Here is a 22,543-nt window from a genome sequence, read left to right as displayed (position 1 = left end):
TGACAATGATGCAATGGTATGGGTGGTTTTGGACAGTTATGCTGACCTAAATGAACCGGCCGAAAGGGGTCGGTTCGGGAGGCCGCATGCCGCTGGATACGTTTTTCGCCCTCATTCTCTTCGCCTTCACGACGTCGATCACGCCGGGGCCGAACAATATGATGCTCTTCGCATCGGGCGTGAATTTCGGCTTCCGCAGAACGATCCCGCATATGTTCGGCATCGGTGTCGGCTTCTTCTCGCTGCTGATTGGTGTCGGCCTCGGGCTCGGCGCAGTGCTGCATACGGTGCCGGTCGTCTATACGGCGCTGAAATTTGCCGGCGGCGTCTATCTCGTCTGGATCGCCTGGAAGATCGCCTCTTCGCGGTCGCTCGCCGAAGGCAGGAGCGGCGTCGAGCCGATGTCCTTCTTCTCGGCGGCGGCCTTCCAGTGGGTCAATCCGAAAGCCTGGGTAATGGCGGTCACTGCGATGGCGACCTATACCAATCCGGAGCTCTATCTCGTCAGCGTGCTCCTCGTCGGCCTGGCCTTTGCGGCGGTCAATGTGCCGAGCGTTTCGACATGGGCGGGTTTCGGCTCGGCGCTGAGGGAATGGCTTTCCGATCCGGTACGGCTGAAATGGTTCAACATCAGCATGGCGGTGCTTCTGGTGGCGAGCCTCTGGCCGATGCTAAAATAGGGCGATCGACGGTTTCGTCAGCATCAGCCAGAGAATGCCGATGACAGCAAAGAAGGCCGGAAAGCCACAGGCGAACCAGATGCGGTAGAGGCTGAAATAGGCTGGCGGCAATGCGCTTCCGGATTTTGCTGCGACACGGGTGAGATCGCGCAGCCGGATCTGGATCCAGACGACCGGCAGCCAGAACAGGCCGGTGAAGATATAAAGCAGCAGCGACAGCGCAATCCAACCTTCCGACAGCTCCCAGCCGATCGCCCGCGCCAGCAGATATCCGGTTACGGGCTGGAAAATGGCGGCGGTGGCGGTGAAGATCGTATCGGCAATGACGACGGTTCCGGCGACATGGGCGATCAGGACGGGCTCCCGCGTGCGATGCGCCATCACCATGAAGAAGGCGATGCCGGCGCCGGTGCCGAAGAGCACGGTCGCGCCGATGACATGGGCAAGGAGCAGCCATTGCTCAAGCATCAGCGATCAACCAGGGTGGCGAGGGCTGTCAGCGTCAGCAGAATCGACGGCATCACCTTGACGAGGACGCCGAGCGGATCGAGCCAGAGCGCGGGTTCGAGCAGGCTGGCGCCGGTCAGATAGGCGAAGGACACGGCAAGCATGCCGAGAAGAGCGCGTTTGGCGAGCGGACGCACGAGGACGGCAGCGCCGAGTGCGACGTCGATCAGGCAGGTCGCAAGCGTCAGAGCCGTTGCCGCGACCTCCGGCATGAATGGCAGGAAGTGGGCGGATGTTTTCTCGATCGCAAGCAGCGGGATCAGGCCGGAGAGCAGCCAGAAGGCGGAGAAGCCCGATATGACGAGCGGCTTCAGGAGATAGAGCCGGGCAAACCAGAGATCCTGCACGCCGGAGGGATTGGCCGAAAGGGTTGCCGCAGCGGATGTCGCGACGATGCTGCTCTCTCCTTTCGCGCTTCGTATGCCTTCCGACATGACAGTCATCGCCGTCGAGCGTAGCGGCGAACGCCAGCCGAGCAGCCCTGATATATCGGCAAGCCATGTCACCGGCCTTGCAAGCCACGTGGCAAGGGACAGGACGCGGGCGGGCGGCAAGCCCAGCCATTGCCGGTGAAGGCTGACGAGATCGGCGAGCGTCAGGACTTCGTCGGCGGCGAGATCGATATCACCCCGGAGGCCGCCTACGACCGCCCGCGACACGGCTTCCGCCACATCGTCCACAGACAGGGTTTCGACCGGGCTTTCGGCATGGACGAGCGGCAGCGCCAGGGGGAGGGCGGCAAGCGCCCTGAGCAGCGATGAACCGCCATAGGCATTGCGGCCGAGAACGAGGGCAGGGCGCAGGATGAGGCAAGGCAGGCCGCTTGCCGCCAGCGCCTCGTCGGCCCGACGCTTGGTGGCCAGGAAGGGCAGGTCGCCCGCTGCGCCGGTGGTCCGTGCCGATATCTGCACGATCATAGGCTGAGACCCGCGTTTGGCGGCGAGGTAGAGCGCCAGCATTGCCTCGGCTTGCGTAGCGGCCAGATCGTCCGCCGGCCCGTCCTGGAGCGCGCCGGCGCAATTGACGACGACTTGCTGGTCTTTGAGGATCTCGTCCCAGTCGTCCGCTTTCGTCATGCGAGAGAGATCGGCACGGCGCCAGTCGATCGCCGGCTGTTTCAGGCGGGCACGCATGGGATTGCGGCCGAGCCCGGTCACGGCATGGCCATCGGCGACGAGCCGGGCCGCGACGACGGAGCCTATGAAGCCGGTTGCACCGAGAATCAGAATGTTCATGGCAGGAGATTAGCGGAAAAGTTTAAGGCGGATAGAAGGGCTTGGCGGGCTTGTGGCGTATGATAGAAGGAAGGAAGACGGCTTTACGAGGATGCTTTAGGTTTTGCGGGCCGTTGCCACGATTCCGCTTCTCCCCCAACGGGGAGAAGATGCCGGAAGGCAGATAAGGGGGCGAGCGGCAGAGCCGCGAATGCACGGAGCGCAAGCGAAGGGCAATCATGGTGGGTGTGCCGCGTGGCCCCTCATCCGACCCTTCGGGCCACCTTCTCCCCGCTGGGGAGAAGAGGAGGAGCGAGCTGCGAGCTTTAAGGAAACGGGACGCCTATCCGCGTTCCGGGAGGATATCGCGATGCACGACGACCATGACCAAAATGACGACCACGGCCACCACCCCAATCATGACCACGACAACCACTATTCCGACATGCAGGCCCGCGTGAAAGCGCTGGAAACGCTGCTGACGGAGAAGGGGCTGATCGACCCGGCAGCGATCGATGCGATTGTCGAGACCTATGAGACGAAGGTGGGGCCGAGGAACGGTGCGCATGTCGTCGCCAAGGCTTGGAGCGATGCCGATTTCGCCGACTGGCTGAAGCGCGATGCGACGGCAGCGATTGCGAGCCTCGGTTATACCGGCCGGCAGGGCGAGCATATGCGCGCCGTCTTCAACACGGCCGAGACCCATAACCTTGTCGTCTGCACGCTCTGCTCCTGTTATCCCTGGTCGGTGCTCGGCCTGCCGCCGGTGTGGTACAAGGCGCCGGCCTATCGCTCGCGCGCTGTCATCGATCCGCGCGGCGTGCTTGCCGAATTCGGGCTGACACTGCCTGAGGAGAAGAAGATCCGCGTCTGGGATTCGACGGCGGAGCTGCGTTATCTCGTTATCCCCGAGCGGCCGGAAGGCACGGACGGAATGGACGAGGCAGCACTTGCCGGCCTGGTCAGCCGCGATGCGATGATCGGCACGGCAATCGCAGGCAGCTGGAAGGTCTCAGCTGCCGGCAGTTCGAAGATTTCAGCTGCCGGCAGCCCGGAGGCTCTGCCATGAACGGACCGCACGATCTTGGTGGGCAGATGGGCTTCGGGCCTGTCGCGCCCGAAAAGGACGAGCCTTATTTTCATGCCGAATGGGAAAAGCGGGCGCTCGGCATCACGCTTTCCTGCGGAGCTTTCGGCGCATGGACGATCGATGAAAGCCGGCATGCACGCGAAAACATTCCGCCGGCCGATTATCTCGCCGCCAGCTACTACGAGATCTGGATTCGCGGCGTCGAGACGTTGCTCGCGCGCCACGGTTTTGCGAAGCGCGAGGAGTTGTTGTCGGGCCGCAAGCTGCAGGACGGCGCTGTGCCAAAGCGGGTGCTGAAGGCGGAGATGGTGCCGGGGGCGCTGGCAAAAGGCGGGCCTTGCGATCGTCCTGTCGAAACCGCACCGCGCTTTGCGGTCGGCGAGACGGTGAGGACGAAGAATTTCAATCCGACCACCCATACGCGGCTGCCGCGTTATGCGCGCGCCAAGACGGGTGTCGTCGAGGCGGTGCAAGGGGCTTTCGTCTTTCCCGACGACAATGCGCATGGCGGAGGCGAGAATCCGCAATGGCTCTATACCGTCGTCTTCGGCGGCGGTGAGATCTGGGGCGAGGGAGCGGATCCGTCCCTGACGGTCTCCATCGATGCATGGGAGAGTTATCTTGAGCGTTTGTGAGACGCCGTCTCAACTGGCGCAATCGCTTGGGTTGCCGAGGTCGCCTGAAGGTGATCCGGTTTTTCCCGAGCCTTGGGCGGCGGACGCGTTCGCCATGACGGTGCATCTGCATGAGAAGGGGCTGTTCGCCTGGGGCGAATGGGCCGAGGCCCTGTCCAAGGAGTTGCATAAGCCCGGCCGCGCTGGCGATGGCAGCGATTATTTTGACTGCTGGGTGGCGGCCCTTTCCGAACTGCTCGTCAGCCGCGGCATAGCGGATGCATCCGTTATTCTCGACCTGCAGCAGAGCTGGAAGCGGGCCGCCGAAGCCACGCCGCATGGGCAGCCGATCGAACTTGCCAACGATCCGCTACGCTGATCTTCACGACGGAAACTGCCTGTAGCATTCCTCGGCAACATCACGCAGCGTCTGCCTGGAGATTTCGCCGGTGACGGCATAACCGAGTTCGCCGTCGATCCAGTAGAAGGTTTCGAGGTTGCCCGAGGAGGCGAAGCGGAAGCTGGTCGTGCGGTTTTGCGTGTTGCGGCCGACGATGACGGTCAGGCGTTCGCCGGCCTGGTTCTCGTACATGAACATGGCGCCCGGCCTGTCATCGACCGGCAGCAGGCGGCCGCCGACCAGCTTGAAACCGAGCGGCTGAAGATTGGGGATCTTCAGGTTCTGGATGGCCAGACGCTTGCCGAGCCAGGTGGCGAGATGAACCTCCTCGTCGGCGAAGACCTCGACCGGGTGGCGAACCTCGGCGGCGTAGACCATGAAGGCGGTCTCCGCCTGTTTCGGCAGGGTTTCTGAGCCGGTAAGCTGCAACTCCGGCCTTTCCAGCAGTGCCGGGCCATAATGGCCGCTGGCGGCGCCGAGCGCGAACACGACGACGGCCGCGGCGACGATCGCCCAGCGTTTCGGCGTAGAGGAGACCGCGCGTGTGGGGGCGACCAGCAGTGGGTCGGTGTCTTTCGCCTGCTCATATCCTGAAAACAGAGATCGGATGCCGCTATTCTGCACCTGCCATTCGGCGACCATCGCCGCCTCGTTGGCATTATCGGCAAGGAAGGCCTCGACGCGGGCACGCGCGGTTTCCGGCAGCTGGCCGTCGGCATAGGCGTGGAGATCGGCTTCGGTGACGATCGGGTTGGTTTCGTTCATTTCGGTCTCCGAAGCGTAATGACGTTATCGGCCTTCAGCCTCTCGGCGACGCGCTGGCGGGCGCGCGACAGCCGGGACATGACGGTGCCGATAGGAATGTCGAGGGAAGCGGCAACCTCGCTGTACGTGTACCCTTCGATGACCACGAGCATCAGCACGGCGCGGTGCTCCTCCGAAAGGCTGTTCAGCGCGTTGTCGAGCCGGGCGCGCTCCAGTGGATCGGCCGGCGGTTCTGGAGCGGCGATGTCCCCTGCTGCGTCGAGTTCGACCAGGGCGTCGCGCGCCCTGCCGCGTCGGCCGTTGCGGTAGAGATTGGTCATGATGGTCAGGACCCAGCCGCGCAGGTTAAGCCCGCGCCATTGGCCACGGCGCGCCAGCACCTTTTCGACGCAATCCTGGAGCAAATCCTCGCCATCGGCATCCGAACGCGCGAGGCTGCGCGAATAGCGCCGGAGCGAGGGCAGGAGGGCCAGGACCTGGCCCTCGAAACTTTCGGGTGCGGGTGTTTTCACGCCAGCCGCTTTCTGATGATCAAGGCTTGGCAAGTTCCCAGTTGCCGCCGACGCCATCGCCGGTGATGTCGCCCGCCTTCTTGTCCTTGACCCAGTAATAAAGCGGCATGCCGTCCTTGGCCCATTGCTTTTTGCCATCCTTACGGTCGATGATCGAATATGCACCATCGGCCTTGGCATCGGAAGCGGCCATCAGCGGCGGCCAGTTCTTGGCACAATCGTCGTTGCAGTTGGAAACGCCCTTGGCGTCCTTTTTGAAGGTGTAGAGGGTCATGCCGTTGTCGCCGGCAAGAACCTTGCCCTTGGTGGATTCGACTTCCTTGACAGGAGTGGCGGCGAAAGCAGCGGTCGCGGCAAGGGCGGCAGCCGCCACGACGGACAGGAATTTCACGGATCTCATGATGTCTCTCCTTGAGAATTGGGCACGCAATTTTGCGATGCCTGAGATGAGACACCAGACGAGGCGGTTTTATTCCAACGGGGAAAAGTTTTGTAGCGGTGCGACGGCCTGGCCCGCGCAGGCCGTACAACCCGGTCGCACCGGGCGCCTAACGCGCTATTGCCCGGAAATGGATGCCGCCGCCATATCGACCCACACGGCTTCGAAAATATGACCGTCGGTATCCTCGAAGGCGCGGTTGTAGAGCCAGCCCATGTCCGTCGGCGCGCGCGGATCGGCTCTGCCGCCGGCGCCGGCTGCCGCTTCGACGATGGCGTCCACCTCTTTGCGGCTGTCCATCGTCAGGGCGATCAGCACTTCGCTCGCCTTCTGCGCTTCGGCGACGGGCTTCGGCGTGAAGGTGGCGAAGTAATCGCGCGTCAGCAGGTGGAAGATAATGGCCTCGGACCAGACCATGTTCGATGCCTGGTGGTCGCTGAACTGTTCGTTCTTGCTGCAGCCGATCGCTTGGTAAAAGCGGGTCGCGGCCGCAATGTCTTTTACCGGCAGGTTCACGAAGATCATCTTGGGCATTGCGGTCACTCCTCTTTCTTGTCGTCCGTTATCTCAGGGCGACTCGCCTCAGACAAACTCCTGCAGGATCGTGTCGCTCGCATGGATGCAGACGACTTCGAGCCGTCCGGTGCCGATATTCTCGAAACGATGCGGAATATTGGCGTCGGCGACAACGATATCGCCGGGAAAGGCGCGGATCTTGGTGTCACCCAGGGTGAACTCGGCTTCGCCCTTTCTGACCGCCCATGTCTCGGAATAGGGATGGACATGCAGGTCGGGCCCCTGGCCCGGCTCGTTGTCGACGATAAAAAGCGATACCGCGCCGCCGTGATCGCGGCCTTCGAAGCGGATGGTCCGGCTCTGATCGGGACGCGGTTCCTGGTGGCGAAGAATACTGAACATCACGTGCCTCCCGCTTGCGCAGCCTGCTAAACTATCTTCTCGAGAAGATATATTGTGAAAACTGTCTTCTTGTCAAGATATCTTCCTCGCCCGGAATGGAAGGTGTATGTTTTGCCTGTCGTGATAAGAGGCAGAGATGACGAATGGAATTGAGGGGGACGACCATCGCCCCGCGGACAAGGCTCGGTCCGCAGAAGACCATGTCGACCGTCTGCGCCGGCAATGGGGGCTGGAGCTGCCCGACCTGGATACGGAGCCGATGGCGATTCTCGGGCGGGCGTTTCGGCTGTCTAACCTGGTGCGCCCCAGCATCGAGGCGACCTTTGCCGATTTCGGCCTCGACCGCGGCGAGTTCGACGTGATCGCAACGCTTCGCCGGTCCGGACCGCCTTACCGGCTGACCCCGACCGACATGTATGCGGCGCTGATGATTTCCTCAGGGGGCCTGACCCATAGGCTCGACCGGCTGGAGAGAGCGGGGCTGATCCGCCGCGAAAAATCGCAACGTGACGGGCGCAGCGTGCTGGTGGCATTGACCGAGGCCGGCGCCGCACTCGCCGAAAAGGCTTTCCGCACCGACATGGCGAGCGAATCCGCGTTTTTGCAAGCACTTGATGCGAACGAGCGCAACGCGTTGGCGGCGCTGCTGCGCAAGCTGCTTGCCGGAATTGAAAATGACCAGGCGCTCAGTGGGAAAGAAGACGAAGACAGCTAAATCGCCGCTCAAGCAGCAACACGCTGCTTTGCCGGTCGTTTACATCGCGTCGATTTTCGGATAGTTTATATCCTTAATTTCGCATCCTGAAACAGCCATCATGCGAGTTGCTGAATGATCCTGAAAAGCCAGGTCGAGTGGGCGCTTCATTGCTGCGCCATTCTCGCAGGCCTGCCCGAGGGCAGGTACCTTTCCACCAAGGCGCTCGCAGAGCTTCACGGTCTGCCGAAGGAATATCTCTCCAAGGCGCTGCAGAGCCTTTCCCAGGCGTCGCTCGTCGAGACCACGCTTGGGCCGAGCGGCGGTTACAGACTTGCGAGGGCGCCGTCTGAGATCAATTTTCTCGAGATCGTCGAGGCGGTCGAGGGCAAGGCGCTGAGCTTCACCTGCACGAACATCCGGGCGAACAATCCTTGTCGGGCCGAAGGGTATTGCGACAGCAAACCATGCGCGGTCGCCCGCGTCATGTGGGAAGCCGACGAGGCCTGGCGGGATACGCTGCGACGCGTCCGGCTTTCCGATCTGGTCGGCACTTTGTCCGAGGAAGTGCCGGCCGAGCTTTGGCGGAGTACCTTCGAATGGGTTCTCAAGCGCGCCGGCTGAATACAGCGCTGCGCGTCTTGTGAGTCGCGCAAAGGACGCTGTAACGCTTTCAATCCGCGCATCGTGCTTTCCGAAAATCGATTCCGATTTTCGAAAGCACGATGCGCTAGGCCCTGAAGATGGTCCTGATGGTTTTCAGGATGGCGCGCGCGCTGTGGGCGGGTTCCGCGGGCAAGGTGGCATCGTCACGGAATCGCGCCGCGCGGAGAGCGAGGTCTTCGGCAATTTCTTCCGCCAGCGCCGGACGCTCATTCAGCAGCGGTGCGAAGGCCTGCTGATCGATTTCATAGACAGTCACGGCGGTCAGAGCCTCCAGGGTGCAGACTTCCTGCATGGCCGCAAGCAGTCCGGTCTCTCCGAAAAAATCACCTGGCGCGAGCCGCCCGCGTTCGTCATCTCCGTGCCGCGCTGCGATAATGCCTGCCCGCACCATCATCAGCGACGGCAGCATTTCGCCCTCCTGCACGATCACGTCGCCCTTGCGGAATTCGCGCACGGCTGTCGTTTCGGCGAGCTTGCGCTTTTCATCCGATGTCAGCGCCGCAAAGATCGGGATGGCCTCGATCAGTTCGAGTGGGGTCACACGAGGCGGCCGCGCGGTTTCCTCGCTCGGCAGTTCCGATGTCAGGACCGCCGCCGCCGCCGGGATGGCGAGCAGCAGGCCGGCCGATTTGCAGTGGCGATAGACGAGATCGAGCACCTCGTTCCTTGCGGGGATGCGTTGGCTCGGGCTCGATACCCGGAACTGCAGCTCGATTTCGACGGCCGTTGCATCCAGCCCTTTCAGCGCCACGACCGGCGGCGGTTCGCGCACGATCGAATTGCAGCTCCCGAGTGCCGACAACATGACCTGCCGGACCGATGCCGGCATCCGGGTCGGGGCGATGCGGATGGGCAGGATCAGCAAATGGCTCTCGTCCGGACGGCTGACATTCGTCAGGGCGAGCTTCGCCAGAAAGCTGTTCGGCAGAACGACGACGTTGTTTGCGCCGGTCAGGATATGGGTGGCGCGCCAGTTGCTTTCGACGACGCGTCCCTCCGTGCCGTCGCTCAAAAGAATCCAGTCGCCGATGATGTATGGCCGGCCGAGGGTCAGCGCGATGCCGGAGAAGACGTCGGCCAGCGTACTCTGAAGCGCGAGGCCGAGAATGATCGCGACGACGCCCGAAGTGGCGACCAGCGTTCCGATCGGCACGCCGAAGACAAAGGCCAGGATCGACAGCGCCATGCCGATATAGACGACGCCGATGACGAGATCCTGGAGCAGGCGGGCCTCCCGCGGGCTGCCCTCCAGCACCAGATAGAGCCTGATGAAACCGATGACGGCCCATGCCAGATGGACCCACCAGAGCGATTTCGCCAGGACGACGAGCAGCGCCTGCGGGTCCTCGGACTGATACCCCAAAAACCGGTGGGGTTCGATGCCGCTGCCGACGACGATCAGCGTCATCAGGCCAAAGAAGAGGATCTGCACCACCAGCCGCATCGTCGGCCGTTGGCGGGACAGGAGGTACCAGACGACCATACCGGCAAGGCCGACTGTAACGAGGGATATCAAAGGCTTGCCGAAGAGCGCGTCGTGAATCATCTATCAATCTCCGGAATGGCGGGCGGCACATGATTCAGCATGTTGGCCGCCCGCGCAAGCATCGAAGCCCAGAGCATGATGCCGAAAAGTGTGAACGGTTTTCGGGCGGCATCATGCTCTAACTCTTTAATTTAGAACAGGATTCAGATTTTAGGCCGAGTCGGCCTAAAATCATCCTGTTCTTGCGCGGACGGTGTGAACAGACCGTCACTTGTTCAGCGGGAAGGTCAACTCTTTCTGCTTGGTGTCGACGACGAAGACGGCGAGCAGGCGGGCGGGCTTCGTATCGCTGCCGTTGGCGCTGACGCCGTGGCGGTCGCCCGGCATTTCGGAGAAACTCTCGCCGGCATGATAGACCTTGACCGGACCGTCATTGACCTGACTGCGGATCGCGCCTTCGAGCACGGTGGCGTAGATGAAGGCCGAGTCGGGATGGGTGTGGCCTTCGGAGAAGCCGCCCGGGCCATATTCGACCAGCACGCCCTTGATGCTCTTGCCCGGCACGTTCGGAAGTTCGTGCTCATAGACGAGGGTGACCTTCGCAGACTTGCTGTTGTCGTGGGCGGTGGCGCCGGTGGCCGTCAGAAAGCCGAGGGCCACGGCGGCGAGGACTGATGCTCTGATCATTGGAATCTCCATGTTGCTTGGATGAGCAGGACGCGCCTGAACGGTCGCGTCTTGGCGCAGATCACTTAGGCTGGGCGGATTTTGCGAACCATTGTTCGAAGGTGATCGAGCCGAGCCGCGGGTTGTCGTCGGAAACCAGCGACTGGTCGTTGAGTCGGACGCCGAAATATTTGGCTTCCGGGTCGGCTTCGACGGTTCTTGGGTCCTTCATCGCCTTCAGATATCGGCCGACGAGTTCGCTGAGCCGCGCCCGTTCCGGCCCTGATATCTCGATCGTGGCGTTGACGGCCGGAGAAAGCGCCACCTCAGCCATGGCGTCGGCGACATCGTCGGAGGCGATCGGCTGCACATAGGCCGGCGACAGGTGGACCGTCTGGCCGACGGTGCCGGATTGGGCGATGCCGCCGAGGAATTCCATGAACTGCGTCGAATGCACGATCGTATAGGGAATGCCCGACGCTTTGATCAGCTTTTCCTGGGCAAGCTTGCCTCGGAAATAGCCGCTATCCTGCAGCCGCTCGGTGCCCACGACGGAGAGCGCGATATGGTGCTTCACGCCGGCGACTTTCTCGGCGGCGAGAAGATTGCGCCCCGAGGTTTCGAAGAATTCGAGCACCGCCTTGTCCTCGAAGGAGGGCGAATTGGCAAGATCGAGCACGACTTCCGCGCCCTCGAGCGCCGCTGCCAGTCCTTCTCCCGTGATCGTATTGACGCCGGAGTTCGGCGAGGCGGCAATCACCTCATGTCCCTTCTGGCGCAGGCGTTCGACAGTTTTTGAACCGATGAGGCCGGTTCCGCCGATGACAACGATTTTCATAACAGTTCTCCGTTCGCTGCCGGCATGCGGCAGCGTCAAAGGTGAATCTTCTCAATGAATTGTGAGGTTTAGTTCAGGCCAGCCTTGTCGAGGCCATAGGCTTTGTCGGCCGAGCCGGGGACCGTCTTGAAGCCGACATTGACGCGGTTCCAGGCATTGATGGCCATGACGACGAAGGTCAGGTCGGAGATTTCCTTTTCGGAAAGCTGGCCGCGAACCCGTTCGTAAATCTCGTCGGGAATGCCTCCCTCGGGAAGCTTCGTCAGCGCTTCAGTCCAGGCAAGAGCGGCGCGCTCGCGCGGGACGAACAGGTTCGATTCCCGCCAGATGGCGACGTGATGAAGCCGCAGTTCGGTCTCGCCGTGGATCTTCGCCTGCTTCACATGCATGTCGAGGCAGAAGCCGCATCCATTGATCTGCGAAGCGCGGATCTCGATGAGGGCCTGAAGCTTCTCGTCGATCACGCTGCTGCGCAATGCCATGCTGAATTCCATGAACTTCTTGAAAAGCTCTGGGGACTGCTGGGCGTAGTTCAATCGCTGGGTCATGTCGTCTCTCCTTTAATTAAGGATATTTAGTATCCTTATGGATAAAAAATATCCGTAATTTCTGGACTGTAAAGCCATTCCAGCCTAGTTTGGCTGCATAAAGCCTATGCGCAAAAGTATGAGGGGCGGGGATGGATATCGTTTCGGCATTACGGACCTTCCAGCGCGTCGTGGAGACGGGCTCGTTTTCGGCGGCGGCACACGATCTCGACGTGACGCAGCCGGCGGTCTCGCGGCAGGTCGCAGCCCTTGAAGGCCATTTCAACACCCGCCTCCTGCACCGAACGACGAGCGGGCTGTCGCTGACGGCGGAGGGGGAGCGGATGCTGCCGATGGCGCTGAGGATTCTCGAAGCGGTGGAGGAGCTCGGCGATGCCACTGGACCGGACGGAGCTATGGCTTCCGGCAAGGTCAGGCTCAGCGTTCCGGCGCCGCTCGGCCTCTATCTCAGCGAACGGCTGGGCGATCTTCTTGCTGCCCATCCCAAACTTTCGGTCGAACTGCTCTTCAGGGAGCAAAGCTCCGATATGATCGAGGAGCGCCTCGACCTCGAAGTGCGGCTCGGCTCCGTCGCCGACAGCAGTCTCGTCTGCCGCCGGATCGGCTGGACGACGGCCTTCCTCGTCGCATCGCCCGCCTATCTCGCGCGCAAGGCGGCGCCGCGCACGCCGAAGGACATCAAGGACCATGAATGCCTGTGTTACAACAGGGCGGGCGATGCCGCGACATGGTCGTTCTCCAACGGTTCCGAAGACATTTCGGTTCGGATCTCGCCGCGGCTGACCGCCTGCAGTGCCGTCGCCATTCACCGAGCCGCCCTTGCCGGCGCGGGCCTGGCGGTGCTCTCCCATATCATTGCCGTGCCCGATATCGCCGCAGGCCGCCTGATCCCCGTGATGGAGGATTTTCAGCCGAGCCGGCTGCCGATCACGGTCGTCTATCCCTCGAGGCGCAACATGCCGCTGCGCGTCAAGACGGTTCTGGATTTTCTGACCGATGCCATCGGGCGGGATCCGTCGATGTGCGCGAGCGGCATGGGCTGGCAACAGAACGGATGATTGTCTCACCGGGCGATTTGCGGTTTTCCGCCTTGCCTAACGCCTGCGAATCCTGCCAAGTCGTCCGATCATGCAATTTGCGCCGCAACAAGACGAAGCCCTCAAGGCTGTTTCGAAATGGCTGAATGAAGGGCGCTCGCCGCTCTTTCGCCTGTTCGGCTATGCCGGAACGGGCAAGACGACGCTCGCCAAGCATTTCGCCGAGAATGTCGACGGCGACGTACTGTTTGCCGCCTTTACCGGCAAGGCCGCGCAAGTGCTGCGTTCGCGCGGCGCCTCCAACGCCCGGACGATCCATTCGCTGATCTACCGACCGCGCGGTGAGGAAGCGGTGGAGGACGAAGAAACCGGCAAGACCTCGATCGCACCGATGTTTTCGATCAACCGGCAAAGCCCGGTCGCCAAGGCGGCGCTGATCATCGTCGACGAATGCTCGATGGTCGACGAGGCGCTCGGCAAGGATCTGATGAGCTTCGGCACGCCGATCCTGGTGCTCGGCGATCCCGGCCAGCTGCCGCCGGTGACCGGCGGCGGTTACTTCACCAATCAGGATCCGGATTACCTGCTGACCGATATCCATCGCCAGGCGCGCGATAATCCGATCATCAAGCTCGCCATGCAGGTGCGTGAGGGCAAGGAGGTGATGTACGGCGATTACGGCACGGCCAAGGTGATCTCGAAAAACGAGGTGACGCAGCAACTGGTGCTCGATGCCGACCAGGTGCTCGTCGGCACCAACAAGACTCGGCGGCGCTACAATCAGCGCCTGCGCGAGCTGAAAGGCTTCAATGCCGAATATCCGCAGACCGGCGACAAGCTCGTCTGTCTCCGCAACGATCCGGCCAAGGGCCTGCTCAACGGCTCGCTCTGGCAGGTGATGACCTCGTCCAAGGAAACGACGAAGCCCGGCATCAATCTGCTGGTCCGGCCTGAGGATGACGACATGGATCGGGGGGCTGCCAAGATCAAGCTCTTGAAACAGGCCTTCGAGGATGTCGAAGGCGAGATTCCCTGGAACACCCGCAAGCGCTACGACGAGTTCGACTATGGCTATGCGCTGACCGTTCACAAGGCGCAGGGCTCGCAATGGAACGACGTCGTGCTCTTCGACGAGAGCTGGGCCTTTCGCGATACGCGCGAACGCTGGCTTTATACCGCGATCACGCGCGCAGCGGAGACGCTGACGATCGTGCGCTGACCTCGATCGCGCCTCGGATATTGGGCGAGGAGTCGACGGTGGCGGCCGTCGGGAATGATGCGTGCAAGCTTGCACGCGGCGTGCGTCGGGCTTGCACGTGGCGTGCGTCAGGCTTGCACGCGGGTTATGCTTGGACGATGCCGAGCAGAACAGCTTTGGCGATCGCCTGGAAGCGGTTGTTGGCGCGGAATTTCAGGATGATTGCGGCTTCGAGATCCCTGGTTTCGTCATGTTTCAGGTCGAGCGCCCGGGCGATTCGCTGGGTGGAATAACCCTCCGCCATCAGCTCCAAGCACTGCCGCTCCTGCGGGGTCAGGCTTGCGCTGTCCTGGTTATCGTTCAATGGCGGCTCTTCGACACTGGCGTCGTAATCCAGGAGGTCGCCGACCTGCTGGAGCTGGCGATGCAGCGTCGACATCTCAGCCGTCAGCTCGCGTTTGCGCACTTGCAGTGCTTCGCGGAACATCGCCTCGGCTCTTTCCTGCGACTCGGCCTTGCGAAGCTCGTCCATCAACTCCTGGATGACGGCGATCGGCATTCCGGTCTCACGGCAGACGGTGATGACCGCCATGCGCATCACATCGTCTTGTCCGTAGACCCGCATCAGACCGATGCGATTGGCCGAAATCAACCCCTTCTCTTCGTAGAAATGCAGTGTCCTGTGCGTAACGCCGAATGCGTTGGCCATGTCGGCAATAGGCACCGGACCATCCGGTAGATCCGGCGGCAGCGCGGCCGAAGGCAGGAACCGGTATTTGGACCGGGCCTCCGAAGCGATACCGGCGGCAGCAAACAGGCGTTTGGAACCGTCTGGCATGAACCCTCCTAGGGCATAGTGTTGCACCTCATGCGGATTTGCCAGTTGCTTCCCAGGCGCGGTGAGTGGGGTTTTCCTCTGGGCGTTCTTGTCATTGGGAAAGAAGCAGTAAGCGGCTTACGTTTACGCGATACAATGTCCACGTTATGCGTGAACGATCTTTTTTATAAGTGCTAAAAGTAATCTCTTTTAAATGGGATAGCAACGCGACGACGTGATTTCTGGGTGTGCTGCAGCAAAACATGCGCTGCATTGCAGCATCTGCCCACCGTCTTCAGGGGTGACGGGAATTACTGTTTGCGGTACGCGGGTGGAGGAAATGACCCACCGACAGTGATGCCTATCAGCAATCGGCATCACATCCATTTGCGAATCTCGTTGGTCATCTCACGGCACTTGGCTTAGAAGCAGGGCCTCTGTTTCAGCACCGATGGATATCAGCCATGCCCGCCAAGCTCTCCGTAAACCTCAACGCCGTTGCCATGCTGCGCAACCGGCGCGACTTGCCCTGGCCGAGCGTCGAAGCGCTCGGGCGCTTAGCGCTTGCCTCCGGCGCCAGCGGCCTGACGGTGCATCCGCGCCCCGACCAGCGGCACATCCGCTTTTCCGACCTGCCTGTCATTCGCAACCTGATCGACGACGAATTCCCGAAGGCCGAGTTTAATATCGAAGGTTATCCCACGCAGGAGTTCTTCGAACTCTGCGCCGGGGCGGCACCGGAGCAGGTGACGCTGGTGCCCGACGATCCCGCCCAGGCGACCTCGGATCACGGCTGGGATTTCCGCAAGCATCGGACATTTCTGACCGATGCCGTCGCGCGGCTGAAGACGATGGGATGCCGGGTCTCGCTGTTTGCCGACGGAGACGGGGATGCCGAAGCCGTCGAGATCGCCAAGGCCGTCGGCGCCGACCGGATCGAACTTTATACCGGCCCTTATGGCGGCTGTTACGACGCGCCGGAGCGAGCGGCCCCGATCCTCGAAGCACTCGGACGGACGGCGGATGCGGCGCTGGCGATCGGCCTTGCCGTCAATGCCGGCCACGACCTGACCGTCGAAAACCTGCCGGCGCTTGTGAAGCGCATTCCCCAGCTTGCCGAGGTCTCGATCGGCCACGGTCTGACTGCCGATGCGCTGGAATATGGCATGGCCGAGACGGTGCGACGGTTCTGTCGGGCGTGTGGGCAGGCGGTTTAAGGAAGCAATTTGCCCTCAGGGTGGCCACCCCCCTCGGCCCTGCCGGGCATATCCCCCACAAGGAGGGAGATCGGCAGGAGGCTGGATCATCGCTCTCTCTCCACCGTATCGGAGTAGACGTGCGTTAGTTGTGTGGGAGAAGCCGTCGCTCCCATCCAATCTCCCCCTTGTGGGGGAGATGCCCGGCAGGGCAGAGGGGGGTGACGCATGCCGATGCCCGCGAAGGTGTCAGTGCGCGCCACCTCCAGCCGCCGTCAAAGCAGCCTTATGCTCGACGAAGAAATCCTTCAGCGACTGCGGCTGTTTTCCGGTCAGCTTGTTGAAGTCTTCGGTGAGGATGTCGAACTTGCCGGCGCGGATGTTGGCGTCGGCCGACACCAGCATGTCGGCGACGAAACCGGGAAGGCCGGCGCCGCGCATGCCCTGGCCGAGCTGCTCATCATTGACGTCGACCACGTCGAGCGGCTTGCCGGCGACTTCGGAGACGATGGCGGCGATCTGCTTGTTGTTCAGCGATGCCGCGCCCGTCAGCGTATAGGTGGCGCTTTCTGACGTGCCGGAAGCAAGGGCTGCGGCGATCGCCAGGGCGCAGTCGTCACGCGAGATGGTGGAGACCTTGCCGTCGCCGGTAGCGCTGTACCATTTGCCGCCCTGCAGGCTGTGCGGCATGCCGTGCAGATAATTGTCGTGATACCAGGCGTCGCGGATGATCGTATGGGCGATGCCGCTTGCCTTGATGGCGTTTTCGCTGCCGAGATGATCCGGCGCGAAGGTGACGAGCGAATCGTCCGGTGCCGGCATCGAAGTATAGGCGATGTGCTTGACACCAGCCTTGACGGCCGCAGCGACGGCAGCCTTGTGCTGGGCGAGACGCTTGCCGGGAGTATCCAGCGCATCGGTGCTGATAATCAGCAGGCGGTCGACCCCGGCGAAAGCCTTCTCCAGGCCGGCGGCGTGATCGAAATCGGCCTTGCGGGTGACGACGCCCTTGTTTGCGAGTTCGGCGAGCTTTTCGGGGCTGCGGGTTGCCGCGACGATGCTGCCGGGGGCGACCTTGTGGGTCTCGATCAGGTGATGGATGACACGCTGGCCGAGCTGACCGGCAGCGCCGGTGACCAGGATGGTTTCGCTCATAGGTCGTTTCCTTCTGCGTTGCAGTGATGGTCTCGAAAAGAGAGTTACACTAGAATAGGAATTGACTTGGCGATGTAAAGGAGGCAGTTTTTCGGCCCTACGTTACCAAAAGGGAACCAGCGTGTGAGCGGTGCGGTCGTCAGTCTGAAAAACAGGATGCCGGGGGCACGGCGCGAGATCGATCTTGCCGGCCTCGATTTTGGCAATTGCCCGGTCAGGGACATGATGCAGCAGATCGGCGGAAAATGGTCGACGCTGCTACTCGAAGTGCTGGCGGCGGAGCCCCGTCGGTTCGGCGAACTGCGGCGGATGATCCCCGATATTTCACAGCGCATGCTGACACAGACGCTGCGTGATCTGCAAAGAGACGGTTATATCGCTCGCGAGGTCTTCCCGACCAAGCCTCCGAGTGTCGAATATTCGATGACCGAACTCGGCCGATCGCTCTACCTGCCGCTGTCGCAACTGTTGAACTGGGCGGAAGCCAACCATCATGCCGTCCGCGCCGCCCGTTCGCGTTTCGATTCTCCCGATCGCTAGAGTGTCTTACTTGCCACGCCCCTCCGTCAGAAACAGCAGGAAGGCGAGCGCCGGGAAGGCAAAACCGATCCAGGCGGTCATCGTCCAGCCGCCGGTCGCATAGGCCCAGCCGCCGACCGCCGAGCCGAGGGCCCCGCCGGCAAAGAATGTCGCCATGAACAGGCCGTTGAGCCGGCTGCGATGTTCCGGGTTCAAGCCATAGATGGCGCGCTGGCCGCAGACGAGATTGGTGGTGACGCCGAAATCGAGCATGATCGCCGCCGTCGTCAGCAGGATCAGCGCGGTAAGCGAGCCGTCCGCGGCGAAATGGCTGATCAGGAAGGAAGCCATGCCGAGGAGCATGGCAAGCGTCGAGGCGATCTTCGTCATGCCGCGATCGGCAAGCCGGCCGGCGATCGGCGAGGCGATGGCGCCGGCGGCGCCGGCGAGGGCGAAGAGAGCGATGCCGTTTTGCGTCAGGCCGAAGGCCGGGCTTGCGAGCAGCAGCGGTGTCGTCGTCCAGAACAGGCTGAAAGCGCCGAACATACCGGCCTGATAAAGCGCCCGGCGCTGCAGCACGCGCGAAGTCAGCGCCAGCTGCCCCATGGAAGCGAGCAACTCGCCATAGCGCAGCTTCGTCTTCGGCCGGCGGACCGGCAGGTTGGCGCGCAGCACGATGGCAAGCACGAGCATCAGGGCTGCGGTGACGTAATAGACCACGTGCCAGGAAGAGGCTTCGGCGACGAAGCTTGCGAAGGGGCGGGCCAGCATGATGCCGCAGAGCAGGCCGCTCATGACATTGCCGACGACCTGTCCGCGCGTCGCATCGGGTGCCATGTTGGCGGCGAAGGGAACCAGAACCTGAACTGCGACCGATGACAGGCCGATGCAGAGCGAGGCGGCGAGGAAAGTCGTGGGCGTCGAAGACAGCGCCGCGCCGACCAGCGCAACAGCGGAGACGGCAACCAGCAGCAGCACCAGCCGGCGGTTTTCGGTGAGGTCGCCGAGCGGCACGATCAACAGCAGGCCGAGGCCGTAGCCGATCTGCGTCAGCGTGACGATCAGGCCGGTGGCGGCCGGGGTGAAGCCGAGTTCGGCGCTGATCGGGCCGGCGAGAGGCTGGCCGTAATAGAGATTGGCGGCCACCAGCCCGCAGGCGGCGGCGAAAAGGAAGGTGAGCCAAGGGGACAGCGTCCGTGGAATGGCCTTATCAGGCGCGGTGGCTGAAATGCTCATCAGAAACTCCGGTATTCAAATTGTAAGGAATATTCTCAAGTCATATTGCCGCTGGCCACCCGTTTCCGGTCATGCAGCGGCCTGTCGCTCCGGAAGGGTGGCTTAAAGTCAGGTCACCATCTTCATGGCAGCTTCGGCAGCGGCAGCCATTTCCTCGCCGCTGCGGCCTGTCTTGCCGATGACGCGCATGCCCTTGGTGAGGCAGAGAAGCCCAAGTGCTACCGCCGATATATCGAGATCCGCCTTGATCGAGCCGTCGGACTGGCCGAGGCGGATCAGGTCTGAAAGAAGCGTCTCGTCGTTCGTGAAGGCGGTGGCGACGCGTTCGGCCGCCTCTTCGTCGAAGAGGGCGAGATCGCCGGCACTGCCGACGACGAGGCAGCCCTGCCTGCCGATCTGCCCATGCGAGGAGGCGGCAAAGAAGGTAACGAGTGCACGCAGCTTGTCGCGGCCGGTTTCGACACGATCGAGTTCGGCTGCGAGCACGCCGCGGCGCACGGCGCGGTAGCGGTCGAAGGCAGCGAGGAAGATGCCGCGCTTGTCGCCGAAGGCCTTGTAGACGCTGCCGGCGGCAAGCCCCATGGCTTCTGTGAGTTCGCTGATCGAGGCAGCATGATAGCCGCGCTCGGAAAAGACGCGAAGGGCGGCGTCGAGTGCAGCCTCGGCGTCGAATTCCCGCGGGCGTCCGCGGCTGCGGGTTTTCTGTTGGAGAGTCGTTTCGTTCATGTTCGCCTAATTAGGAAATGAACGTTTCCAAATCAAGCGAAATTTTTGCGACAGTGCGAGTCAGAGGGTGAGGGCCCAGTTTTGGCCATTGGCCTCCGGGCCGAACATCCGATGTCTCTCCTCGGAGACAAGGCGGAAGCCTGATTTGACGTAGATGGCGCGGGCGGTCTCCAGCATGTCGTTGGTCCAGAGCTGAATCTCGCTGTAGCCTTTCTGCCTGCAAAAGCCGATACATTCGTCGACCAGCAACTTGCCGAGCCCGAGCCCGCGGGCTGATTTGTCGACATAAAGCAGCCGCAGTTTGGCGATGCCGTCGCCGCCATTGGTGACAAGGACCGAACCGACATTGATGCCGCCGCGCTCGGCGATCCAGCAATATTCTTTTTCGGGATCGAAATTGGCGAGGAATTTCCCGGTAACGTCAGCAACCAACGCCTCGAAGCGCAGGTCCCAGCCATATTCCTCGGCGTAGAAGCGGCCCTGGCTCTGTACGATCCAGCCGATATCGCCGGCCCGGTGGGCGCGGATGACGGCGGGCACAGGCTTGGCCGCAGAGTCGAGCAGGGCGCGGATGGTGTCCATGGCCGAAACGACGGCCTGCGGCTCGCCGATCGCCAGATTGTCGAAACGGGCGGCGATCTGGGCATTGGCGCGCCGGCCGAGTTCTTCGAACTGCTCCCGTCCCCGGTCGGTGACATTGATGATCTGGCTGCGCAGGTCGGCCGGGTCCGGACTGGTCTTGATCAGCCCCTCGGCACGGAAACGCTTGAGGATGCGGCTGAGATAGGCCGGGTCGAGATGAAGGTCGCGGACAAGGGCTGCGGCGCTGACGCCCTCTTGCGAGCCGATCTCGAAGAGAATGCGGGCATCCGTCAGCGTGAAGCGGGAGTCGAGATAGGCCTTGTTCAAGAGGCCGAGGAAATTCGTGTAGAAGCGGTTGAAATCGCGGGCGGTTTTGATGAGGGCGATATCGGACATGGTGATCTCCAGATGGAGATCTGGCCAGACGTGATAAGGTTCGCTCCTCGTTCGGCGTCATCCTCGGCCTTGTGCCGAGGATCTGCTGCCCTATCGAACGGAGGCAGATGCTCGGGACAAGCCCGAGCATGACGGAAGAGAGGTCGGCGACTGTCCGCACAAGTTGACTAAAATCTCCTGATGGAGACTTTGTCATGCATTTAGTTGACTGAGTCAACTAAATTGTGACTGCCCTCACGCAGCCTCTTCCGTTTCCGCGTCCTCCGCGCCGAGCGCGAAATCCACCGCCGCGCGGGCATGTATCGTGGTGGTGTCGAAGCCCGGCAGCGGAAGGCGGTTGGGATCGAGGATCAGGCAGATTTCGGTGCAGCCGAGGATGATGCTGTCGGCCCCGTGCGCGACGGCGCGGTCGATGATATCGATCAGCTTTTCGCGCGAGCTGTCGTGCACCCTGCCGGCGCAGAGCTCGTTGAAGATAATGTCGTGCACGGTGGTGCGGTCGGCGGCGTCGGGCACCATGATATCGAGACCGAGGCTCTTCATCCGGTCGCCGTAGAAGCCATGCTCCATGGTGTAGCGGGTGGCAAGCAGCAGCGGCCGCTTGCGGCCGGCCGCCTGCAGCGATTTCGCCGTCTCGTCAATGATGTGGATCAGCGGTACGGAAATCTTTGCTGCGACTTGGTCGGCGATCAGGTGCATGGTGTTGGTGCAAATAAGGACGCAGCCGGCACCGGCTGCCTCCAGGCGCGCTGCCACCTGGCCGAGACGGCGGGCGGCGCCTTCCCAGTCGCCGGCCTTCTGAAGGGCCACGATCTCCTCGAAGTTGACCGAATGCAGAATGAGCTCGGCTGAGGCGAGGCCGCCTTTGCGGGCGCGCACCATCTCGTTGACGAGGCGGTAGTAGACCGCCGAACTTTCGAAACTCATGCCGCCGATCAAACCTATCGTTTCCATCTTCCTGTCTCCATGCTCCTGAACTTTCGAAAATGATGCCGCAATCCCGGCGCGGCGTGTTTGCGTTGTTTGTCTCCCGTGTGAAATACGTGATATGATTTTGCGTGGTTTCGGGAAACTATGCAAGAAAGAGGCGTGAGGTTCATTTCACACACATGCTGGATGATCGCGACAGACGAATTCTCGACATGCTGCAAAAGGATGCAGGCATATCCGTGACCGATCTTGCCGAGCGTGTGGCGCTATCAGTGTCGGCCTGCTCTCGGCGCATCCAGCGGCTGGAGGAAAGCGGCCATATCGCCCGGCGTATCATCGTGCTCGACCGGGAGAGGATGGGCGTGCCGACGACTGTCTTCGCGCTCGTCAAGACAGCGCATCATTCAGACGAATGGACGGAAACCTTCCGCAGGATCATCGCCGACATTCCTGAAATCGTCGAGGCCCACCGGCTGACCGGCAATCACGATTACATCCTGAAGATCGTGCTGCCGCGCGTCGAGCATTACGACGTGATCTACAAGCAGATCGTGCGCAAGCTGGAACTCTTCGACGTCTCGGCGTCGATCTCGATGGAAGTATTGAAACATGGAATGGCGATCCCTGTGGGATACGCCCGGTGATCGTCATTCGAAGGGGCATGATCAGCGCCATCGATGGCGATTAATTTGTCTCTCTACGGAACATTTTTCG

General features: G+C 61.9%; 28 protein-coding genes. 11 read left to right on the top strand and 17 right to left on the bottom strand.

Annotation, left to right across the window (positions count from 1 at the left end; genetic code table 11):
* Positions 1-86 precede the first annotated feature (86 nt).
* A complete protein-coding gene (locus GR197_RS17230; protein ID WP_164011596.1) occupies positions 87-680 on the top strand; it encodes a LysE family translocator in 594 nt (197 codons plus the stop codon).
* On the opposite strand, the gene GR197_RS17225 is transcribed toward GR197_RS17230, so the two are convergent.
* Positions 672-1,148: a DUF2269 family protein gene (locus GR197_RS17225; protein ID WP_164011594.1), complete on the bottom strand. Its 477-nt coding sequence runs from the start codon at positions 1,146-1,148 to the stop codon at positions 672-674. The two genes, GR197_RS17230 and GR197_RS17225, sit on opposite strands and share 9 nt — an antisense overlap.
* On the bottom strand, positions 1,148-2,422 hold the full coding sequence (locus GR197_RS17220) for an SDR family oxidoreductase (RefSeq protein ID WP_164011592.1): 1,275 nt from the start codon (positions 2,420-2,422) through the stop codon (positions 1,148-1,150). The genes GR197_RS17225 and GR197_RS17220 overlap by 1 nt, the downstream gene beginning before the upstream one ends.
* Positions 2,423-2,771: 349 nt before the next feature.
* Between GR197_RS17220 and nthA the strand changes: the two genes are divergently transcribed.
* The 3 genes from nthA to GR197_RS17205 are packed head-to-tail and all read left to right on the top strand — an operon-like array spanning position 2,772 to position 4,484.
* Entirely contained in the window at positions 2,772-3,470 is a 699-nt protein-coding gene (gene nthA / locus GR197_RS17215; protein WP_164011590.1) for a nitrile hydratase subunit alpha, read from the top strand.
* A complete protein-coding gene (gene nthB, locus GR197_RS17210; RefSeq protein ID WP_164011588.1) occupies positions 3,467-4,126 on the top strand; it encodes a nitrile hydratase subunit beta in 660 nt (219 codons plus the stop codon). Before nthA ends, nthB begins: the two co-directional genes overlap by 4 nt.
* A complete protein-coding gene (locus GR197_RS17205; protein ID WP_164011585.1) occupies positions 4,113-4,484 on the top strand; it encodes a nitrile hydratase accessory protein in 372 nt (123 codons plus the stop codon). The genes nthB and GR197_RS17205 overlap by 14 nt, the downstream gene beginning before the upstream one ends.
* 3 nt (positions 4,485-4,487) lie before the next feature.
* On the opposite strand, the gene GR197_RS17200 is transcribed toward GR197_RS17205, so the two are convergent.
* From GR197_RS17200 to GR197_RS17180, 5 genes are all read right to left on the bottom strand, one after another.
* Positions 4,488-5,270: an anti-sigma factor family protein gene (locus GR197_RS17200; RefSeq protein WP_164011583.1), complete on the bottom strand. Its 783-nt coding sequence runs from the start codon at positions 5,268-5,270 to the stop codon at positions 4,488-4,490.
* Positions 5,267-5,782 carry a sigma-70 family RNA polymerase sigma factor gene (locus tag GR197_RS17195; protein WP_164011581.1) on the bottom strand — a complete coding sequence of 172 codons (516 nt, stop codon included), beginning with the start codon at positions 5,780-5,782 and terminating at the stop codon, positions 5,267-5,269. Before GR197_RS17195 ends, GR197_RS17200 begins: the two co-directional genes overlap by 4 nt.
* 19 nt (positions 5,783-5,801) lie before the next feature.
* Complete coding sequence (locus GR197_RS17190; RefSeq protein WP_164011579.1) at positions 5,802-6,182, bottom strand: COG4315 family predicted lipoprotein; 381 nt, start codon at positions 6,180-6,182, stop codon at positions 5,802-5,804.
* 156 nt (positions 6,183-6,338) lie between these two features.
* On the bottom strand, positions 6,339-6,755 hold the full coding sequence (locus GR197_RS17185) for a VOC family protein (RefSeq protein ID WP_164011577.1): 417 nt from the start codon (positions 6,753-6,755) through the stop codon (positions 6,339-6,341).
* A gap of 48 nt (positions 6,756-6,803) precedes the next feature.
* A complete protein-coding gene (locus GR197_RS17180; protein WP_164011575.1) occupies positions 6,804-7,139 on the bottom strand; it encodes a cupin domain-containing protein in 336 nt (111 codons plus the stop codon).
* Between the two features lie 136 nt (positions 7,140-7,275).
* On the opposite strand from GR197_RS17180, the gene GR197_RS17175 reads away from it, so the two are divergent.
* Positions 7,276-7,854: a MarR family winged helix-turn-helix transcriptional regulator gene (locus GR197_RS17175; protein WP_164011573.1), complete on the top strand. Its 579-nt coding sequence runs from the start codon at positions 7,276-7,278 to the stop codon at positions 7,852-7,854.
* 114 nt (positions 7,855-7,968) lie between these two features.
* Positions 7,969-8,457 (top strand): RrF2 family transcriptional regulator, encoded by a 489-nt coding sequence (locus GR197_RS17170; RefSeq protein ID WP_164011571.1) that lies wholly within the window; start codon positions 7,969-7,971, stop codon positions 8,455-8,457.
* A gap of 106 nt (positions 8,458-8,563) precedes the next feature.
* On the opposite strand, the gene GR197_RS17165 is transcribed toward GR197_RS17170, so the two are convergent.
* From GR197_RS17165 to GR197_RS17150, 4 genes are all read right to left on the bottom strand, one after another.
* The gene (locus GR197_RS17165) at positions 8,564-10,045 is read right to left on the bottom strand and encodes a mechanosensitive ion channel family protein (protein WP_164011569.1); all 1,482 of its coding nucleotides are present in this window, start codon (positions 10,043-10,045) and stop codon (positions 8,564-8,566) included.
* Positions 10,046-10,252: 207 nt separating this feature from the next.
* Positions 10,253-10,672, bottom strand: a complete 420-nt coding sequence (locus tag GR197_RS17160; protein WP_164011566.1) for a cupin domain-containing protein — start codon at positions 10,670-10,672, stop codon at positions 10,253-10,255.
* Between the two features lie 61 nt (positions 10,673-10,733).
* A complete protein-coding gene (locus GR197_RS17155) occupies positions 10,734-11,489 on the bottom strand; it encodes an SDR family oxidoreductase (protein WP_164011564.1) in 756 nt (251 codons plus the stop codon).
* Positions 11,490-11,557: 68 nt separating this feature from the next.
* A complete protein-coding gene (locus GR197_RS17150) occupies positions 11,558-12,037 on the bottom strand; it encodes a carboxymuconolactone decarboxylase family protein (RefSeq protein ID WP_003593481.1) in 480 nt (159 codons plus the stop codon).
* A 131-nt stretch (positions 12,038-12,168) separates the two neighbouring features.
* Between GR197_RS17150 and GR197_RS17145 the strand changes: the two genes are divergently transcribed.
* Both GR197_RS17145 and GR197_RS17140 read left to right on the top strand, forming a co-directional pair.
* Positions 12,169-13,095 (top strand): LysR family transcriptional regulator, encoded by a 927-nt coding sequence (locus GR197_RS17145; protein ID WP_164011562.1) that lies wholly within the window; start codon positions 12,169-12,171, stop codon positions 13,093-13,095.
* Positions 13,096-13,165: 70 nt separating this feature from the next.
* Positions 13,166-14,293 carry an ATP-dependent DNA helicase gene (locus GR197_RS17140; protein WP_164011560.1) on the top strand — a complete coding sequence of 376 codons (1,128 nt, stop codon included), beginning with the start codon at positions 13,166-13,168 and terminating at the stop codon, positions 14,291-14,293.
* 124 nt (positions 14,294-14,417) lie between these two features.
* On the opposite strand, the gene GR197_RS17135 is transcribed toward GR197_RS17140, so the two are convergent.
* Positions 14,418-15,110 (bottom strand): MerR family transcriptional regulator, encoded by a 693-nt coding sequence (locus GR197_RS17135; RefSeq protein ID WP_164011558.1) that lies wholly within the window; start codon positions 15,108-15,110, stop codon positions 14,418-14,420.
* Positions 15,111-15,553: 443 nt separating this feature from the next.
* Between GR197_RS17135 and GR197_RS17130 the strand changes: the two genes are divergently transcribed.
* On the top strand, positions 15,554-16,306 hold the full coding sequence (locus tag GR197_RS17130) for a pyridoxine 5'-phosphate synthase (RefSeq protein ID WP_164011555.1): 753 nt from the start codon (positions 15,554-15,556) through the stop codon (positions 16,304-16,306).
* Between the two features lie 228 nt (positions 16,307-16,534).
* Here GR197_RS17130 and GR197_RS17125 read toward each other — a convergent pair whose 3' ends face one another.
* On the bottom strand, positions 16,535-17,440 hold the full coding sequence (locus GR197_RS17125; RefSeq protein ID WP_164011553.1) for an SDR family oxidoreductase: 906 nt from the start codon (positions 17,438-17,440) through the stop codon (positions 16,535-16,537).
* 123 nt (positions 17,441-17,563) lie between these two features.
* Here GR197_RS17125 and GR197_RS17120 point away from each other — a divergent pair, with 123 nt between their 5' ends.
* Positions 17,564-17,980, top strand: coding sequence for a winged helix-turn-helix transcriptional regulator (locus GR197_RS17120; RefSeq protein WP_164011551.1), 417 nt, complete (start codon positions 17,564-17,566; stop codon positions 17,978-17,980).
* Between the two features lie 6 nt (positions 17,981-17,986).
* Here the strand turns inward: GR197_RS17120 and GR197_RS17115 are convergent, their stop codons facing one another.
* The 4 genes from GR197_RS17115 to GR197_RS17100 all read right to left on the bottom strand — a co-directional run bounded on the left by GR197_RS17115 (position 17,987) and on the right by GR197_RS17100 (position 21,853).
* Positions 17,987-19,195: an MFS transporter gene (locus tag GR197_RS17115; protein ID WP_164011549.1), complete on the bottom strand. Its 1,209-nt coding sequence runs from the start codon at positions 19,193-19,195 to the stop codon at positions 17,987-17,989.
* A 108-nt stretch (positions 19,196-19,303) separates the two neighbouring features.
* Complete coding sequence (locus GR197_RS17110) at positions 19,304-19,921, bottom strand: TetR/AcrR family transcriptional regulator (RefSeq protein WP_164011546.1); 618 nt, start codon at positions 19,919-19,921, stop codon at positions 19,304-19,306.
* Between the two features lie 60 nt (positions 19,922-19,981).
* Positions 19,982-20,899, bottom strand: coding sequence for a bifunctional helix-turn-helix transcriptional regulator/GNAT family N-acetyltransferase (locus GR197_RS17105; RefSeq protein ID WP_164011544.1), 918 nt, complete (start codon positions 20,897-20,899; stop codon positions 19,982-19,984).
* A gap of 234 nt (positions 20,900-21,133) precedes the next feature.
* Positions 21,134-21,853, bottom strand: a complete 720-nt coding sequence (locus tag GR197_RS17100; RefSeq protein WP_164011542.1) for an aspartate/glutamate racemase family protein — start codon at positions 21,851-21,853, stop codon at positions 21,134-21,136.
* A gap of 155 nt (positions 21,854-22,008) precedes the next feature.
* Here GR197_RS17100 and GR197_RS17095 point away from each other — a divergent pair, with 155 nt between their 5' ends.
* Entirely contained in the window at positions 22,009-22,473 is a 465-nt protein-coding gene (locus tag GR197_RS17095) for an Lrp/AsnC family transcriptional regulator (RefSeq protein ID WP_164011540.1), read from the top strand.
* The last annotated feature ends 70 nt before the right edge of the window (positions 22,474-22,543 follow it).

It is taken from the genome of Rhizobium phaseoli, assembly GCF_010668805.1.
In the GTDB taxonomy this organism is placed as follows: domain Bacteria; phylum Pseudomonadota; class Alphaproteobacteria; order Rhizobiales; family Rhizobiaceae; genus Rhizobium; species Rhizobium phaseoli_A.
The sequence above is the reverse complement of the archived record's forward strand: the minus strand, read 5'-3'. Positions and strand labels throughout refer to the sequence as shown.